At 73.5% G+C, this 16,836-nt stretch carries 17 protein-coding genes; 5 read left to right on the plus strand and 12 right to left on the minus strand.

The features are described from left to right. Nucleotides 1-555: 555 nt before the first annotated feature. Genes EF879_RS24220 through EF879_RS24230 form a run of 3 tightly spaced genes read right to left on the minus strand, consistent with a single transcriptional unit; the run spans nt 556 to nt 3,002 of the window. Nucleotides 556-1,020, minus strand: coding sequence for a hypothetical protein (locus EF879_RS24220; protein WP_123562543.1), 465 nt, complete (start codon nt 1,018-1,020; stop codon nt 556-558). After that, on the minus strand, nt 995-1,684 hold the full coding sequence (locus tag EF879_RS24225) for an RNA polymerase sigma factor (RefSeq protein ID WP_233604714.1): 690 nt from the start codon (nt 1,682-1,684) through the stop codon (nt 995-997). Before EF879_RS24225 ends, EF879_RS24220 begins: the two co-directional genes overlap by 26 nt. Further along, the gene (locus tag EF879_RS24230) at nt 1,677-3,002 is read right to left on the minus strand and encodes a S8/S53 family peptidase (RefSeq protein WP_233604715.1); all 1,326 of its coding nucleotides are present in this window, start codon (nt 3,000-3,002) and stop codon (nt 1,677-1,679) included. Before EF879_RS24230 ends, EF879_RS24225 begins: the two co-directional genes overlap by 8 nt. A 275-nt stretch (nt 3,003-3,277) precedes the next feature. On the opposite strand from EF879_RS24230, the gene EF879_RS24235 reads away from it, so the two are divergent. After that, the gene (locus tag EF879_RS24235; protein ID WP_123562476.1) at nt 3,278-5,890 is read left to right on the plus strand and encodes a CHAT domain-containing protein; all 2,613 of its coding nucleotides are present in this window, start codon (nt 3,278-3,280) and stop codon (nt 5,888-5,890) included. Nucleotides 5,891-5,966: 76 nt separating this feature from the next. Here EF879_RS24235 and EF879_RS24240 read toward each other — a convergent pair whose 3' ends face one another. The 6 genes from EF879_RS24240 to EF879_RS24265 form a co-directional block, all read right to left on the minus strand. Next, nucleotides 5,967-6,374, minus strand: coding sequence for a Fur family transcriptional regulator (locus EF879_RS24240; protein ID WP_123562478.1), 408 nt, complete (start codon nt 6,372-6,374; stop codon nt 5,967-5,969). A 106-nt stretch (nt 6,375-6,480) separates the two neighbouring features. Next, nucleotides 6,481-6,819, minus strand: coding sequence for an ArsR/SmtB family transcription factor (locus tag EF879_RS24245; protein ID WP_370375555.1), 339 nt, complete (start codon nt 6,817-6,819; stop codon nt 6,481-6,483). Further along, nucleotides 6,800-7,741, minus strand: a complete 942-nt coding sequence (locus EF879_RS24250) for a metal ABC transporter permease (RefSeq protein ID WP_123562482.1) — start codon at nt 7,739-7,741, stop codon at nt 6,800-6,802. The genes EF879_RS24245 and EF879_RS24250 overlap by 20 nt, the downstream gene beginning before the upstream one ends. 49 nt (nt 7,742-7,790) lie before the next feature. Then, entirely contained in the window at nt 7,791-8,552 is a 762-nt protein-coding gene (locus EF879_RS24255) for a metal ABC transporter ATP-binding protein (RefSeq protein WP_123562484.1), read from the minus strand. A 79-nt stretch (nt 8,553-8,631) separates the two neighbouring features. After that, on the minus strand, nt 8,632-9,597 hold the full coding sequence (locus tag EF879_RS24260; protein WP_123562486.1) for a metal ABC transporter substrate-binding protein: 966 nt from the start codon (nt 9,595-9,597) through the stop codon (nt 8,632-8,634). A 174-nt stretch (nt 9,598-9,771) separates the two neighbouring features. Further along, on the minus strand, nt 9,772-10,029 hold the full coding sequence (locus EF879_RS24265) for a hypothetical protein (protein ID WP_123562488.1): 258 nt from the start codon (nt 10,027-10,029) through the stop codon (nt 9,772-9,774). Nucleotides 10,030-10,128: 99 nt separating this feature from the next. Between EF879_RS24265 and EF879_RS24270 the strand changes: the two genes are divergently transcribed. The 3 genes from EF879_RS24270 (at nt 10,129) to EF879_RS24280 (ending at nt 12,950) form a co-directional block, all read left to right on the plus strand. After that, entirely contained in the window at nt 10,129-10,470 is a 342-nt protein-coding gene (locus EF879_RS24270) for an antibiotic biosynthesis monooxygenase (RefSeq protein WP_123562490.1), read from the plus strand. 391 nt (nt 10,471-10,861) lie between these two features. Further along, a complete protein-coding gene (locus EF879_RS24275) occupies nt 10,862-11,332 on the plus strand; it encodes a hypothetical protein (protein WP_123562492.1) in 471 nt (156 codons plus the stop codon). A gap of 238 nt (nt 11,333-11,570) precedes the next feature. Next, complete coding sequence (locus EF879_RS24280) at nt 11,571-12,950, plus strand: glycine--tRNA ligase (RefSeq protein WP_123562494.1); 1,380 nt, start codon at nt 11,571-11,573, stop codon at nt 12,948-12,950. Between the two features lie 52 nt (nt 12,951-13,002). On the opposite strand, the gene EF879_RS24285 is transcribed toward EF879_RS24280, so the two are convergent. Continuing rightward, the gene (locus tag EF879_RS24285; protein WP_233604716.1) at nt 13,003-13,989 is read right to left on the minus strand and encodes a type IV toxin-antitoxin system AbiEi family antitoxin domain-containing protein; all 987 of its coding nucleotides are present in this window, start codon (nt 13,987-13,989) and stop codon (nt 13,003-13,005) included. 179 nt (nt 13,990-14,168) lie between these two features. Between EF879_RS24285 and dusB the strand changes: the two genes are divergently transcribed. Next, nucleotides 14,169-15,326, plus strand: a complete 1,158-nt coding sequence (gene dusB, locus EF879_RS24290) for a tRNA dihydrouridine synthase DusB (protein ID WP_305036056.1) — start codon at nt 14,169-14,171, stop codon at nt 15,324-15,326. Between the two features lie 141 nt (nt 15,327-15,467). Here dusB and EF879_RS24295 read toward each other — a convergent pair whose 3' ends face one another. Next, complete coding sequence (locus EF879_RS24295) at nt 15,468-16,142, minus strand: hypothetical protein (protein WP_123562498.1); 675 nt, start codon at nt 16,140-16,142, stop codon at nt 15,468-15,470. A 15-nt stretch (nt 16,143-16,157) separates the two neighbouring features. Then, on the minus strand, nt 16,158-16,673 hold the full coding sequence (locus EF879_RS24300; protein WP_233604717.1) for an RNA polymerase sigma factor: 516 nt from the start codon (nt 16,671-16,673) through the stop codon (nt 16,158-16,160). Nucleotides 16,674-16,836 lie beyond the last annotated feature (163 nt).

The following is a 16,836-nucleotide window of genomic DNA, read 5'->3' on the forward strand; positions in this document are numbered from 1 at the left end:
GTCGCCTGCGCGGCGCCGACGAACAGCCGCGCGGCCGAACGGCACGGGCGGGGAGCTGTGCTGGTCATCGAGTTCCCTTCGCTAACGGAAACCGTGGTGCCGGAATGGGCGGAGCGCGTTTTCGTGGCCGGCGAAAACACTGTATGTCGGCGGCCGGAGACAATGAAGAGAGCGATTTTTTCGATTGTCGATCGTGCCCCGTTTGCCGGGGAGGGAGTAATTCACGAATGCGGCGGAACGTGGGCCGCAACAATGACTCGGCCACGTGTATCAACCGGGTCCGACGATTCTCTTGTGCGTCGTCACAAGGCGGTGCGGCGACCCGGGCGCGCCGAGGCGAGGCAGCGGGCGCGCCCGGTCAGACCAGCCCGGTGTGCGCGATCGGACCGGGCGGGGTGCGCTCGCGCGGACCAGGACCGGCGCGGTGCGCGCGACCGGATCAGGCGGGGCGCGGCGTGCGCGGCCCGGCCCGGCGGTTGGCGGTGGCGGGACCGGGGCCGCGGACGGCGGTGGCCGGGACGGGACCCGAGGTCAGGCGGCCGGGACGGGACGGGGTCAGCGGAGTGGGACCCAGGCCGTCGCCACCGCGTACTCCTCGGTCCACGCGTGCAGCCGCACCGGGCCGGGCGGCGGCGCGCCCAACGAGAAGAAGCCCACCTCGTCCGCGGCTGCCTCCGCGTACGCGCCGCGGGCGCTCCGGGCCACCACCCGGCCGCGCCGGGCCGGGGAGAGCTGGCCGACGACGCCCGCGTCGGTCACCTCGATCTCGACGACGACCTCGCCGGCCCGGAAGGTCAGGGTCCGGGCGGAGTCGGTGGACCGGGTGAGCCCGGTGGGCGCGGCGTCGCAGGCCGAGTCGAAGACCAGCTCCGCGACGGTCAGCTCGGCGTCCACGGTCCGCCAGCTGAACGCCGCGTACCCGGCGGCGAGGAGCTCCGCCACCGGCGGTTCCCCCTCCCGCAGCGCGACGCCCAGCTCCCGGAGCAGGGCGTCGTCATCGGTTGGCGGCCACGGCCCCATCCCGGTCACCTCCGCTTCCCTCGACAGTGTCCCGGTCCGGTCGTACGAACGGCGCGAGCGCGGGCGACTCGCGCAGCTTGCGCAGGCATCGTGCCTGGGACGGGCCGATGCTGCCGATCGGCATGCCGAGCCGTTCGGCGATCTCCCGGTAGCGGAGCGGGGGATCGGCGACGAGCAGGGCGAGCAGCTCGCGGCAGCGCGTCGGGAGCTGGGCGAAGCCCGCCCGCAGCGCCTGCCGACGTTCCGTTCGCAGCAGGTCCTCGTCCGGGGCGGCGACGTCCGCCGACCGGAAGAGCGCTCGGTGTGCCTCGACCGTCTCGTCGTGCGGGTCGAACGGCCGGGTACGCCGCCCGGCGCGCAGCAGCCGGTAGCACTCGCGCCGCGTGGTGGTGATCAGCCAGGCGGCGAGGGCCGCCGGTTCGCGGACTCGGCCCAGGTGCTCGACCAGGCGCAGCCAGACGGTCTGGTTGACGTCCGCGGCGTCGGCGCGGTCCAGACGGTGTGCCCGGATCACCGCCAGCACCAGCGGCGTGTGGCGGCGGACGAGCTCCGCCCAGGCGTGCTCGTCGCCGCGGCTGGCGGCGGAGACGAGCACGGCCACCGGCCGGTCCGGTTGGTCCGCCCCGCCGTCCTGTCCGACCGCCCACCCGGGACGCTCAGTCAACGAGCACCCCGTAGTCGGGATGCCAGCGGGGGGCGGCGAGCAGCGCCGCGCGGGCGGCCTCGGCGTCCAGCCCGGCGGTGGTCATCAGCGCGGCCAGTCGGCCGGAGACGTGCGCCGCGGCGAACGAGGTCCCGGCCCAGGCCGCGAAGCCGGTGAACAACCGGGTGGGGAGGCCGGGCAGCACCAGCCGTCCGTCGACGTACGTGCTGGTCCGCTCGCCCACCGCGCAGGCGTCCACCCAGCTGCCGAATCCGCTGTACGGCGCCGGCACCGGGCCTGACTGCCCCGGGCTGACCGCGCTCACCGCCAGGACGTCGGGGAACGCCGCCGGCCAGGCCGGCCGGCTGGTCCCGGCGTTGCCCGCCGCCGCCACCACGACGCTCCCGCTCGGCCGGGCGGCGAGGGCCTGCGCCAGCGGCAGGGACGGCTGGTCGTCCTGGGTGAAGCAGCCCAGCGAGAGGTTGACCACCGACACCTCCGGAGCGAGGGCGGCCAACGCCCGCACCAGCATCTCCTCGTCGCCCAGGCCGGTGTGCGCCAACGCTGGCTCGGGGTCGAGCCGCACCCCGGGGGCCGCCTGCCGGACCACCCCGGCGACGAACGTGCCGTGTCCACCCTGGAGGGCGAGGATGTCGGCCGAGAGGTAGAGCGGGTCCTCGTCGTCGAGCTGTGGCAGGTAGCTGCCGCCGAGCCACTGGGGATGGCGGTCGGCGGCGAGCCGCCAGATCCCGGTGTCGCAGATCCCCACCGTCACCCCGGCGCCCTCGCCGGCCCGGGTCGGGGCCGGCGGCGCCAGCGGGGTGGCGTCGCGGGGCGGACTGCCCGGGTTGCCCATGATGTTGCCGAACCCCACCACCACGTGGTGTGGCTGCACCCGGGGGACCGGCTGGTTCGGCCACTGCCGCGGGTCGCGCAGCGCCGAGACCACCGCCGGTACGTCGGTCTCCTGGCCGAATCGCAGCCGGGTGACGCCGGCGAAGCTGCCGGCCGGGGTGGCCTGGTGGCCCTGCTCGCGCAGCCGGACGAGCACCCGGGTGGTGTCCGGGTTCGCCACCAGGAGCTGCCGGGGGCGGTAGAGAAACTCCCGGCCCGGCTCGGCGTACCACCGGACGTCCTGGTCCGCCGCCACCGCCTGCTGGAACGCCCTCTGGTACGCGTCGCCGTCGCTCTCGGCGACGGCCCGGGCCGGCCACAGTCCGGCGCCGAGCGGGGTCGCGGCCGCCAGCGCGGACCACACCAGGAGGCGGCGACGGGTCAGCCGACCGTCGGGACCGGGTGAGTCCTGACGGGGGACGACGGGACGGTCGGGTGGCGGCACCGGTCCTCCACATGGTCGGTGGAACTGCGGCCAGCGGACGGGAGAACAGCGGACGCGTGGCCGGGCGGCCCGCCAGCGCCGGTGCACGATTCGACGGCACCGGTCGATCCGCCCCGCTGGTCGTGGGAGCATTCCCGCTGGCGCGATTGTTTTCCGTTGATAGTAAATTGTCAATGGCTGGTACGGTGTCGACCTGACGTGGGAAGGCAATTTCCGCGGTCGGGTGAGATAGGGGGATTTTGACCCAAAGCCATTCGTCGGAGATTCTGTCCGGCATGGGCGACGGCGTGGGCGATTCCGCCGCGCCCACCGCCCAGGCCGCCCTGGACGCGGTGCAGCGCTATCCCCGGGAGGCCATCGCCGTCGCACGGCGGGTGCTCGCCACCAGCGCCGACCCGGACGAGTGCTCCACCGCCGAGCGAGCCATCGGGCTGGCCCTGCGGGAACTCAACGACCTCCCGGGTGCGCTGCGGCACCTGCGCCGGGCGCTCCGGGCCGCCGACTCGCCCCGGGTGGCGGCCCTGGCCCGGATGAGCCTGGGCTACGTACTCGCCAACCTCGGCCGTACCTCCGCCGCGCTGGCCGCGGTCACCGCCGCACTGCCGAAGCTCTCCGGCGCCGACGCGGGGCGGGCCCGGATGCAGCGGGGCGTGGTGCTGCACTACCGGGGCCAGTTCGAGGAGGCGGCCCGGGACTACACGATCGCCGTCGAGATCGCCCAGCGCGAGGGTGACCTCCTGCTGGAGGCCCGGGCCCGGAACAACCGGGGGCTGCTGCACGCGTACCGGGGCGCGGCCCCGGGCGCCGACGACGACCTCCAGCGGGCCGCCTCGATCTTCGCGCGGCTCGGCCTGGACCTGGCCGCCGCCGACGCCCGGTGGAACATCGGCATCGCCGCCGGTCACGGCGGCGACGTACCGGGGGCGCTGCGGCGGTTCGCCGCGGTGGCCGAGGAGTACGCCCGGCTCAACGTGCCCCGGCCGGCCCTGCTGCTCGACCGGTTCGAGCTGCTGCTCTCGGTGCCGTTGGTCGAGGAGGCGGTCGAGGTGGCCGCCACCGCCGTCCGGGAGCTGCGCCGCCGGGGCATGGCCTCCGACCTCGCCGAGGCGCTGCTCGCCCGGGCCCGGGCGGCCCTGCTCGCCGGTGACCCGGAGACCGCCTCCGCGACCGCGGCGCAGGCCCGGGTCCGGTTCCGCCGTCAGGGACGCCGGACCTGGGCCGCGTTCGCCCGCCACGTCGAGCTCCGCGCGGCGGTACGCCGGGGCATCCGGTCCCCGGTGCTGCTCGCCGCGCTGATCCGCACCGCCAACCAGCTCGACGCGGCCGGCTGGCCGGACCCGGCGCTGACCAGCCGGATCGAGGCGGCCCGGCTCGCCGCCGAGCTGGGCCGCACCGCCCAGGCGACCGCGCTGTTGGCGGTCGCCGCCCGGGCACGTCACCGGGGCACCGCCTCCCGGCGTGTCCAGGGCTGGTACGCCCTCGCCCTGGCCCGGCGGCTCGCCGGCGACGAGCGGGGCGGTGCCCGGGCGCTACGCCGCGGACTGGCGGTACTCGACGGTCACCGGGCCGCGCTCGGCGCCACGGAGCTGCGGGCGCACAGTGGCGCACACGGGCAGGAACTGGCCGCCGAGGGCCTGGACATCGCGATCCGGTCCGATGCTCCGGCCGAGGTGCTGGCCTGGACCGAACGGTGGCGGGCCAACGCCCTGCGGACCCGCGCCGTGCTGCCGCCGCAGGATCCGGAACTGGCCGCGGCCCTCGCCGAGCTCCGCATGGTCAGCGCCGCGCTCGAGGAGGCGCTCCTGGCCGGGCGGCCGGTGCACGCGCTGCGCCGCCGCCAGGCGGGGCTGGAACAGCGGATCCGGGAACTGGCGCGGGGCGTACCCGGGCGGGGGACCCTGGTCGCGCCGCCGAGCGTGCGCCGGCTGGCCGAGCAGCTCGGGCCGGCCGTCCTGGTGGAACTCGTCGCCCACGGGGAGCGGCTTCGGGCGGTACTGGTCCGGGACGGCCGGGCGACCCTGCACGACCTCGGCCCACTCGCGGAGGCGCTGCACGCGACCCGGCTGCATCGGTTCGGCCTGCGCCGGCTGGTGGTCACCGGCGACTCGCCGTCCGCCCGCACCGGCGTCCGGCACGCGGCGGCGATGCTGGACCGGCAGCTGTTCGGCCCGCTGCGGTCCCGGCTGGCTGACCGTGCCCTGGTGGTGGTGCCGATCGGGGCGCTGCACGCCGTCGCCTGGGCAGGCCTGCCGACCTGCGCCGACCGGCCGGTCACGGTGGCGCCGTCGGCGACGGCCTGGCTGCACGCGGTGCGGCGTACCGCCCCGGACGGGCCGCCGGTGCTGGCCGCCGGGCCGCGGCTGCCCGCGGCCGAGACCGAGGTACGCCTGCTCAACGAGGTGCTGCCGGACGCCAAACCGCTGATCGGGGCGAGCGCCACCGCTGACGCGGTGACCGCGGCGCTCGACGGGGCCCGCCTGGCGCACGTGGCGGCGCACGGGACGTTCCGGGCGGACAACCCGCTCTTCTCCACCCTGGAGCTGGCCGACGGGCCGCTGACCGCGTACGAGTGGGAGCGGTTGTCAAGGCCCCCGGGCTGCGTGGTGCTCTCGGCGTGCGACTCCGGGCTCTCCGGGGTGCGACCGGGCGACGAGGTGATGGGCTTCACCGCCGTGCTGCTCGCCGCCGGGGCCCGCAGTCTGATCGCGACCGTGCTGCCGGTGCCGGCGGAGCTGACCACCGAACTCATGGTCGACCTGCACCGCCGGATGGCGGACGGCGTCCCACCGTCGGTCGCGCTCGCCGCCGCGCGGCAGCGGCTCGTCGCCACCGGCAGCGGCGGCGGCCTGGCCACGGCGGCGGCCTTCGTCTGCTTCGGCGCCGGCTGACGTCACACCGACCGTGGCAGTGCTTCGGCGCCGGCTGACGTCACCGACCGTGGCAGTGCTTCGGTGCCGGCTGACGTCAGCGACCGTGGCAGTCGGGGCAGGTGCCGAAGATCTCCAGCGTGTGGCTGACGTCCTGGAACCCGTGCTTGGCGGCGACCCGTTCGGCCCAGCTCTCCACCGCGGGTCCCTCCACCTCGACGGTCCGGCCGCAGGCCCGGCAGACCAGATGGTGGTGGTGCCCCTCGCTGCACCGGCGGTAGAGGTGCTCGCCGCCCGGCGGGCGCATCACGTCGATCTCGCCCGCGTCGGCGAGCCCCTGGAGGGTGCGGTAGACGGTGGTCAGGCCGACCCGCTCGCCACGGCTACGCAGCATCGCGTAGAGGTCCTGGGCACTGTGGAAGCCGTCGACCTCGGCGAGCAACGCGCTGACCGCGCTGCGCTGCCGGGTGTTGCGGATCGCGGTGCCGCCCCCTGCCGTCGTCATCTCGTCCTCCCACTGCGCCGGACCGCGTGCCTACTCCGAGCCGTGGTCGCGAGCCCCTCTGGCGCCCGTCGCCACGCGGCTCGCGAACCCGGCCTGCTCCGCGCACTCACGAGGCCTCCCCGGAGTGGCTGACCGCGTCCGCCACGATATGCGCGATGTGCTCGTCGACCAAGGAGTACGCGATTTCCCGACCGCGACGCGATCCGCGTACCACCCCGGCGCCGCGCAGCACCCGCAGATGCTGGGAGACCAGCGGTTGTGGTGCGCCGAGCTGCTCGACCAGTTCGTGCACGCAGCGTTCCCCGTTGGCCAGCTCGCTGACGATGGCGAGCCGGATCGGAGCGGACAGGGCACGAAGCAGCTCTCCGGCGCCGGCGTAGGCCTCGTAGGCGTTCGTGCTCGTCACCCCGTAACGGTAACCAATTCTACCGGGGCACCGCCGCATGGTCGGGTCCATCAAGGTCAAGAGCCGGCGTGGGGGAGGTCGGCGCCGGTTCCAGCACCACGTCGCACGGCTCGACCGCCGCGGCCGTCCCCGCCGGCACCGCCCGCCGCCGGACCAGCGCGCGCCGCGCCGCCGCCCCGACCGCCACCACCAGGAAGATCCCGATCGCCAGGATCACGATGGTCGCACCGAGGGCGGTGTCGATGGTCCCGGCCAGCCACACGCCGGAGCCGGCGGCGACCAGCCCGATCCCCATCGCGGCCAGCATGGTCGCGAGGAAGCCCCGGGAGAAGAGCTGCGCGGTGGCGACCGGCACCACCATCAGGGCACTGACCAGCAGGAGCCCGACCGCCCGCATCGAGATGGTCACGGTCACCGCGGTGGTCACCGCGAGCAGCAGGTTGAGCGCCCGCACCGGCAGACCGGAGACCCGGGCGTACTCCTCGTCGTGCGAGATCGCGAAGAGCGCCGGGCGCAGCACCAGCATGGTGCCCAGCACCAGCACCGCCAGCACCACGATCACCGTCAGGTCCTGCGGCGACGTCGTGGTCAGCGACCCGAAGAGGTACGCCATCAGATTGGCGTTGCTGCGGCTGCCGGAGAGCCCGACCAGCATCACCCCGCCGGCGATGCCGCCGTAGAACATCAGTGCCAGCGCGACGTCACCGGGGGTGCGGCCGCGTTCCCGGATCAGCTCGATGGCGACCGCCGCGACCGCCGAGACCAGCACCGCCATCAGCACCGGGGAGCGGTCGAGCAGCAGCCCGATCCCGACCCCGGTCAGCGCGATGTGCCCGACGCCATCGCCGATCAGGGACATGCGGCGCTGCACCAGGTAGATCCCGAGCGCCGGGGCGGTGAGCCCGATCACGAGCGCCCCGACCAGGGCGCGGATCATGAAGTCGTACTGGAACAGGCTCATGCCACCTCCTCGCTCCACCCGCTCACGTCTGGCACCCCCGTCCGCCCGCTCACGAGCCCCACAACCCCGACGACTCGTCCGGTGCGTGCGGGTGGACGTGCTCGTGCCCGGGCGTCGCATGGTGCCCGGCCGGTTCCGGCACCGCGCCGTCGTGCGCGATCGTCCCCTCGTGTACGACCACCGCCCGGGTGATCAGCGGGGCGAGCGGCCCGAGCTCGTGGGCGACCAGCAGCACCGTCCTGCCGCCGGCGACGAACCCCCGCAGCGCCTCGGCGAACGCGTCCTGGCTGGCCGAGTCGACCCCGGCGGTGGGCTCGTCGAGGACCAGCAGCTCCGGCTGCCCGGCCAGGGCCCGGGCGATCAGGGTCCGCTGCTGCTGGCCACCGGAGAGGGTGACCACCGGGTCGCCGGCCCGCTCGGTCAGCCCGACGGCCTGGAGCGCCTCGGCGACCGCCCGCCGGTCGGCGCCGCCGGCCGGCCGGAGGACGCCCCGACGGGCCAACCGGCCCGAGGCGACCACCTCCGCCACGGTCGCCGGTACGCCGCTGCCCGCGCCGAGCCGCTGCGGGACGTACCCGATCCGCCACCACTGCCGGAACCGACGCTGCGGTGTGCCGAAGAGGGTGACCCGGCCGGCGTTCAGCGGCACCAGGCCGAGGATCGCCCGGACGAGGGTGGACTTGCCGGAGCCGTTGGCACCGAGCACCGCGACCACCTCGCCGGGTGTGATCCGGACCGAGACGTCCCGGAGCACGGGGCGGTCGTCGTAGGCGACCGCCCCGTGCTCGACGGTGATGACGGATTCGGTCACGGTCGCTCCTCGTCGCGTCCGGTCGTGGCTGTCGTGCTGCCGGGTTCAATCATGCGCGACGTCGTGCTACCGCGTTCGATCATGCGCAGCCCAGTGCGGTCCTGAGGGTCGCCAGGTTCTCGCGCATCACCGAAAGGTAGTCCCCGGTGCTGCCCGGCTGGAGGCCCTCCACCGGATCGAGTACGGCGGTCTTGGCGCCGACCTCCCGGGCGATGGTCTCGGCGACCTTCGGGCTGACCAGGGTCTCGAAGAAGATCGTCGTGGCGCCGTGCTCCCGCGCCTCGGCCGCCACCTCGGCGAGCCGCCCGGCGGCCGGCTCGTCCTCCGGGGTCAGTCCGGTGATCCCGATCTGCTCCAGCTGGTACCGCTGCGCCAGGTAGGCGAAGGCGGCGTGGCTGGTCACCAGTTCCCGCCGCTGGCAGTTCCGGAGGCCCTGGGCGAACTCCCGGTCCAGCGTCTCCAGGTCGGCGCGCAGCGCCCGGGCCCGGTCGGCGTAGTCGGTGGCCCGGTCCGGGTCGACGGTGCCGAGCCGTTCGGCGAGCCGGTCGCCGATCGTGGCCAGCCGGGTGGGGTCCAGCCAGACGTGCGGGTCCTTGCCGCCGGTGGCCGCCTCCTCGTGCTCCTCGCCCGCACCCGCACCCTCGCCGTCGTGGACGTGCCCGCCGGCGGTGGCGTCCAGGAGCGGCTGCACGCTCGCCACGTCGAAGGCGCGGTCGCCGGCCTGCTGCTGGACCGCCTCGTCGACACTCGGCTGGAAGCCGGCGAGGTAGACCACCAGCTCCGCCTCGCTCACCTGGCCGACCTGGCCCGGGTTGAGTTCGAGGTCATGCGGCTCGGCCCCGGGCTTGACCAGGTTGGTCACCCGGACGGCGTCGCCGCCGACCCGCTCGGCGACGAACTGGAGGGGATAGAAGGCGGCGACGACGTCGACCTGGTCAGGGTCGTCGCCGCCGGATCCGTCACCGGCGCAGGCGGTGGCGGTGGCCAGGGCAAGGAGGCCGCCCGCGACGAGCGCGGCGGCACGGGGAGCGGAGTGGATCAGCATGTTCCCCACTCTCCGCCGTAATGAGAATGATTGTCAAAAACGCATGCTTGCATGAGAAGGTGTCACGTCCGCGCCGGCTGGCCGGGTCCGGCCGGCGCCGGGCCAGCAACCCCGGTCGGTGTCGGGCCGGAAGACCCGGTCGGTGTCGTGGGCATCGTTGGTCCCCGTCCCCGCTCAGACGATCTTCAACAGCGCGACCGCGACCAGCACCGTGAGGATCACCAGCCGGACCGCCCGTGCTCCCGGTGTCTGCACCGTCCAGGTCATCGCCAACAGGAAGCCGAGCAGGCCGGCGAGGGCCAGCAGCAGCAGGCCGCCGACGACGCCCGGCGCGAAGAACGCGACCAGCACCAGGACCAGCGCGGCGAGGAACGCGGTGGTCGGATTCACCCGGGCGAGGCGGGCCAGCAGGACACGCTGCGTACGCTGCATCCCACAGACTCTACGAGATCTCGATGCCCCGGCCGGCGTGCTGTCGCCGACGACACCGCCGCCGCACCCGGTCGGTGGCTCCGGCGAGGAGGCGTACAGGTGCTGGTCACGAACCGGTTCGTGGTGGCGGAGGAGGATGCCGCCGCCTTCACCGCGCGGGCACACGCCGCGCTGGCCGTCCTCGCGGCCCGGCCCGGGTACCGCCGGGGTGAACTCGTGCGGGCGCTCGACGACCCCCGGCACTGGTGCCTGGTCACCGAGTGGGAGTCGGTCGGCACCTACCGGCGGGCGCTTGGCGCCTTCGACGTCCGGGTCCACGCCACCCCGCTGCTCGCCGAGGCGCTCGACGAGCCCTCGGCGTACGAAACCCTCGCCAGGGCCGAACCGGGCGGCGAGGTCGACATCGTCCACAGCGACCGGGCCGCTGACCCCGGACGGTGAGAGGTCGGGCACTACGCTTGCCGGCATGACCCTTCCCGGACCGCCCGGCGGCCCCACTCCGTCGATGCCGGCCGTCCCGTCCACCGGCGTGGCGCCCCCGGTGGCATCCACGCCGCCGGCGGCGGTGTCCCCGTCGCCCTCGGCCGCTTCCGCGACGCCTTCAGTGGCTTCCGCCGCGTCTTCGGCGGCTTCCACGACGCCGGTGGTACCCGCCGGCGCCACGCCGATGCTGGCGGTGCCGTCCGGCGGCGCGTCGCCGACCGCGCCGGCGCCGGGCGGCATGCCGCCGGTACCGCCGGGCGGTACACCTCCGCCCGGGTCCCCGCCGGGGGACACACCTCCGGCTGGGTCTCCACCGGGTGGCACGCCGCCTGCTGGCTCCTCGCCGGGGGTGCCCGAGCCACCGCCCGGGCCCGGGGCCGTGCCGCCGTTCGCCGCGCCGCCCACCGAGGGCCGCACGATGCGACTGTGGCTCGGGATCGGGGTCGCCGCGCTCGCCGTGACACTGGTCTGCGGCGGTGGCGGGGCTGCCCTGATCGGTCTGTTGATCAGCAGTACCCAGGCGATCAACGAGCAGGCCAAGGCGGTGGTCGGCGACTACTTCGAGGCGATCGAGCAGGACCAGTTCGGGCGGGCGTACAACCTGCTCTGCGACGCGGCCAAGCAGCGGGAGTCGCCGAGCGAGTTCGCCCGTCGGGTCAGCGCCGAGCCGGAGATCGCCTCGTACCGGGTCGGCGACCTGATGCTGAACGAGCTGAGCGTGCCGGTGGACGTCACCTACGTCCAGGGCGGCCAGGAGCGGTTGCAGGCCGTTCTCGAACAGGACCCGTCCGACGGGCTGACCATCTGCGGCTTCCGATAGGGGGCGGCCAGGGCTTCCGATAGGCGGCGGCCGGCGGCGGGCGGTGCCGGCCCGCGCCGCCGGACGGTGGAGTAATCTGCTGGGCTTGGGCGGAGGGTGGGCCGCATCATAGGGCCAACGGGTGCCGATCCGGGCGCAACCGCGACCAGCCCGGCGATCTGCCCACCGTTTTCGACCGTAGTCCGCCGATTGTCCCAATCCAGTCCCCGCCGGCCGCCAGCCGGTGTAGGAGGTAGCCATGCCAGCCGACCGAATCGACGCCGTCGTCAGTCTCGCGAAGCGCCGCGGCTTCGTCTTCCCGTCCAGCGAGATCTACGGAGGCACCCGGTCAGCCTGGGACTACGGCCCACTCGGCGTCGAGCTGAAGGAGAACGTACGCCGGCAGTGGTGGCGCGCCATGGTCCAGCAGCGGGAGGACATCGTCGGCCTGGACTCGGCGGTCATCCTCGCCCCTGAGGTCTGGGCCGCGTCCGGCCACCTCGACGCGTTCGTCGACCCGCTGACGGAGTGCCAGTCCTGCCACAAGCGGTTCCGGGCCGACCACCTGGAGGAGACGTACGCGGAGAAGCACGGCCACCCGCCGGCCTCGCTCGCCGAGCTGAACTGCCCGAACTGCGGCAACAAGGGCACCTTCACCCAGCCGCGGATGTTCAACGGCCTGATGAAGACCTTCCTCGGCCCGGTCGAGAGCGACGAGGGCCTGCACTACCTGCGACCGGAGACCGCGCAGGGCATCTTCATCAACTACAACAACGTGGCCGCCTCGGCCCGCAAGAAGCCGCCGTTCGGCATCGCCCAGGTCGGCAAGTCGTTCCGCAACGAGATCACTCCGGGCAACTTCATCTTCCGTACGCGGGAGTTCGAGCAGATGGAGATGGAGTTCTTCGTCGAGCCGGGCACCGACGAGGAGTGGCACGAGTACTGGCTGCGGGAACGCTGGAACTGGTACGTCGACCTCGGCCTCTCCGAGCAGAACCTCCGGTTCTACGAGCACCCCCAGGAGAAGCTCTCGCACTACTCGAAGCGGACCGTCGACATCGAGTACCGCTTCCAGTTCGGCGGCAGCGAGTTCTCCGAGCTGGAGGGGATCGCGAACCGGACCGACTTCGACCTCTCCACGCACAGCAAGCACTCCGGCGTCGACCTGTCCTACTTCGACCAGGAGAAGGGCGAGCGGTGGGTGCCGTACGTCATCGAGCCCGCCGCCGGTCTGACCCGGGCCGTCCTCGCCTTCCTGCTCGAGGCGTACGACGAGGACGAGGCGCCGAACACCAAGGGCGGCGTCGACAAGCGCACCGTGCTCCGTTTCGACCCCCGGCTGGCTCCGGTCAAGGTCGCCGTGCTGCCGCTCTCCCGCAACCCCGCCCTCTCGCCGAAGGCGCGAGACCTCGCCGCCGACCTGCGGAAGCGCTGGAACGTCGAGTTCGACGACTCGCAGGCGATCGGCCGCCGCTACCGCCGGCAGGACGAGATCGGTACGCCGTACTGCGTCACGGTCGACTTCGACACCCTGGAGGACAACGCGGTCACGGTCCGGGACCGGGACACCATGGCCCAGGAGCGGGTATCCCTGGACCAGGTGGAGCGCTACCTGATCGAACGCCTCCCCGGCTGCTGAGGTGTAAGGAAGGGCCCCTTCCTAACGCTTTTTGTATAGGAAGGGGCCCTTCCTAACGTCCAACCACCACCACCACCCCACATCGCACGCCAGATTCCCGGCGGGACTCGTACGCGTCCTCGACGATCCGTCGCACCCGGGCCGGCTCCCGTCGAATCTGGCTGGGGGTGAAGTGGAGGATCAACACGCCGTGCCTGCTCAGCTCGTTGTGTCGGTCGATCGTGCGCCGCCAGTCGGCGGCGGCGAAGTGGAACTCCTGGGAGTCCACCTCAAGAGCCAGCGCGGCGTCGGGCAGATAACCGTCCGGGGTGGGCAGGCGCGATCGGTCCGCGCCGAGGAGCTGGGGATTCCAGAGGATCTCCGGCAGCAGGCGGCTCGCCGACAGACACTCCCGCAGCTCCGCCTCCGGAGACGACCGTACGCCCCGAACGATCTCCTCGAACGCCTTCCGGACCAGGGCGGTACGACTACGTCCGGCACGCACCACCTCTCGATCAAGGGTTGGCAGGTCGGTGAGGTCGCGCTGGATCGCCTCGGCGAGAATCGCCCGGACGGTACGGAGATCAGTCAGCTCGCGACCGGCGTCGACGGCCGCCCGGGCCGGGGAAACGACCTGGTAGAAGCCGGCGTCACGGGCGTACGCGTCCAAGGCGAGCGTCCGCGACACCAGAACGTACCCCGCGGAGGTGCGCCGCGTCTGATGCGGGACAATCAGCCGTAACTTCTCCCCTTTCGGGGCATAACGGAAGCCATACCACCCGAGCGCCGCCAGACCGGTGAGCTGCGCGGACCGCCCGACGTAGAGCGCGGCGGCGATGCGTCGCTGTTCGTCCGTGAGGGTGCCCGTGAGGAGCGCGTACGTCGCCGGCAGTACCCGCTGCCAGCGACCGCGTCGCGTCTGCCGGTACATGTACATGTCGTCGATGCCGACGGAGAGGAGTTGGGCACGGGTCACGATGTGCTGTTGCTGGATCGCGAGGACCTCGATGGTGGTCGTCGGCGCGATCGGCCCCGTCGGTGCCGCAGAAGACGTGGTCACCAGGCGAGGTTGACGGTCGGGTACGTCTGTCGCCAGCCCTGATGGCCGGCGTTGTGGACAATCCGGCGCGCTGTGGACAGCCTGCTGAACTGCCGAGGGGTGTGCTATGGGCGCTGTTAGGAAGGGCCCCTTCCTCTACCGAAAGCGATAACAAGGGGCCCTTCCTTACACTTCAGCGCGTGGGTGGGGAGCTACCGCCGCTGGTCCTCGGGCGGCATCGGGTGTGGCCACCGGTGGTGCTGGCGCCGATGGCCGGGATCACCAATGTCGCGTTTCGGCGACTTTGCCGGGAACAGGGCGGCGGGCTCTACGTCTGCGAGATGGTGACGACCCGGGCGCTGGTCGAGCGGAATCCGAAGACGCTGCGCATGGTGGCGTTCGGCGGCGACGAGCGGCCCCGGAGCCTCCAGCTCTACGGCACCGACCCGGAGGTCACCGCCGCGGCGGTACGGATGGCGGTCGAGGAGGACCTTGCCGACCACGTCGACCTCAACTTCGGCTGCCCGGTGCCGAAGGTCACCCGCAAGGGGGGCGGGGCGGCACTGCCGTGGCGGCGTCGGCTCTTCGCCCGGATCGTCCGGGCCGCCGTGCAGGCGGCGGCGCCCGCCGGGGTTCCGGTGACGGTCAAGATGCGGAAGGGTATCGACGACGATCACCTGACGTACGTCGAGGCGGGGCTCGCCGCCCAGGATGCCGGGGTGGCGGCGGTCGCGCTGCACGGTCGTACGGCCGCGCAGCGTTACTCGGGCACCGCCGACTGGGACGCCATCGCCGCGCTCAAGCAGGCGCTGGACGTACCGGTGCTGGGCAACGGCGACATCTGGGAGGCCGACGACGCGCTGCGGATGGTCGCGCACACCGGGGTGGACGGGGTGGTCGTCGGTCGGGGCTGCCTGGGCCGGCCGTGGCTCTTCGCCGACCTGACGGCGGCGTTCGCCGGTCGGGCCGAGCGGCGGCTGCCGAACCTCGGTCAGGTGGCGGCGACCATGCGCCGGCACGCCGAGCTGCTGGTGGAGTGGTACGCCGACGCCGGCCGGAACCCTCACGCCGAGCGGGACGGCTGTGTCGACTTTCGTAAGCACGTGGCCTGGTATCTCAAGGGCTTCCCGGTCGGCGGCGAGCTGCGCCGGGCTCTCGCCATGGTGAGCGGCCTGGCCGAGCTGGACGACCTGCTCGGCAAGCTCGATCCGGCGGAGCCGTTCCCGGTGCACACGCTCGGGCAGCCGCGCGGCCGGACGAACTCCCCGGGCAAGGTCTTCCTGCCGGACGGCTGGCTCGCCGACCGGGACAGCGTCGAGGTGCCCGCCGGCGCCGAGCTGGCCGACTCCGGGGGCTGAGACCGCCCGAGGGACCGTGAGTAGCAGCACCTCGGGCGGCGCGCGGCCCGCCCCGGCCGGCCGCCCGAGAGCTGTCGGTACGGCCGGCCAGAGCGGGCCGGATCGGCGGGAGGCCGGGGAACCGGTCCTGGCGACGGAGCCCTATCGGGACCTGCTGGGCGAGGGTCGGGTCGGCTCCGGTTCCAGGGACTCGCCGGGGGCCGGGGCCCGCCCGATCCCGACCCGGGCGGCGGCCTGGTAACCCAGCGGCACGCGGATGCCGACCGCACAGCCGCCGTCGGGCTTACAGTTGCCGGGTGCCTCGATCACCTCGAGCTCCGGGTCGGTCTTCGCACTCTCCTCGACGAAGATGACCCGTCCGACCAGCTCGGGGCGGACCGGCTTGACGAACAGCTCGATGTTGAGGCCGTGCTTCCTGAGTTCGGCCTGGTACCGGGGCGGGTCGGCGACCGGGTCCAGGATCTTGATGACGAGGTGACCGTCTTGCTCGGTGATCTCGAGTGCCTGTGCCTGGGCCGGGGCGGGGCCGAGTGGACCCTCGCCACCGGTGGACGGCAGCACCGCGCTGACCACGAAGATCGCGGCGGCCAGGGCGGTTGCCGTCGGCACCGCGATGAACAGGCGGCGACGGGAGAACCGGTACCAGGGGCGTCGGCGGATCCCGGCGGGTGCGCGGTCCGGGTCGGGAGCCCGCAGGATGGCGTGCAGCAGGTCGTCCGCGGCGGGCCCGTCCGGTTGCGCCGCCGTTCCGAGAAGCCGGTGTTGGGGAAGCATCAGTCGGACCAGGTGGTCCGGCTGGTCGTTGAGATCGGTCATGGTGATGTCCTCGAGCTATCGGGCGAGAGCGGGATCGCGAAGCGCGGCGGCGAATCGGCGCCGGGCGCGGTGGAGGCGGATCCGGGCGGCGTTCACCGAGCAGCCCAGGACGACGGCCAGTTCCTCACCGGTCAGCCCTTCCCAGGCCACCAGCCGGAGCAGTTCCTGATCCGCCTCGGGCAGGGTGTGAAACGCCGTGCGGATGTCGTCCGGGACCTCGGGCTGGACGACCTCGGTGTGCCGGAGCTCCTCCCGTAACCTGATGGCCAGGTCGTGCCGGCGTTGGTCCGCCCGGTGGTGGTTCGCGAGTACGTTGCGCGCGACGCCGAAGAGCCAGAGCCGCGCCTGGTCGGTCGGGATGTCGGCAAGGCGGCGCCAGGCGATGAGGAACGTCTCCGCCACCACGTCGGCGGCGGACTCGGGCCGGTCCGTGCGACGTAGCGCAAACCGGAGCAGGTCCGGGTAGCAGGCGCGGTACATCGCCTCGAATTTCGCGGCGTCGTCGGGTGGGTGGGGTGCGGCACGTGCCAAGGCGGCTCCTTCGGACGATGGGCGGCGGGTCGAACACCCGCACACCGCGTACATGTCCGCCACCCGGGCGACATTTCCGCGCGCGATGGCCGTCCGACACTGCGCGCCTCGGCCGCCCGGAGCCCGCGGCCGAGGCGGGTCGCCCGGCGCGGATGCCGCGTAC

It is taken from the genome of Micromonospora sp. HM5-17, from assembly GCF_003762835.1.
Taxonomy (GTDB): domain Bacteria; phylum Actinomycetota; class Actinomycetes; order Mycobacteriales; family Micromonosporaceae; genus Plantactinospora.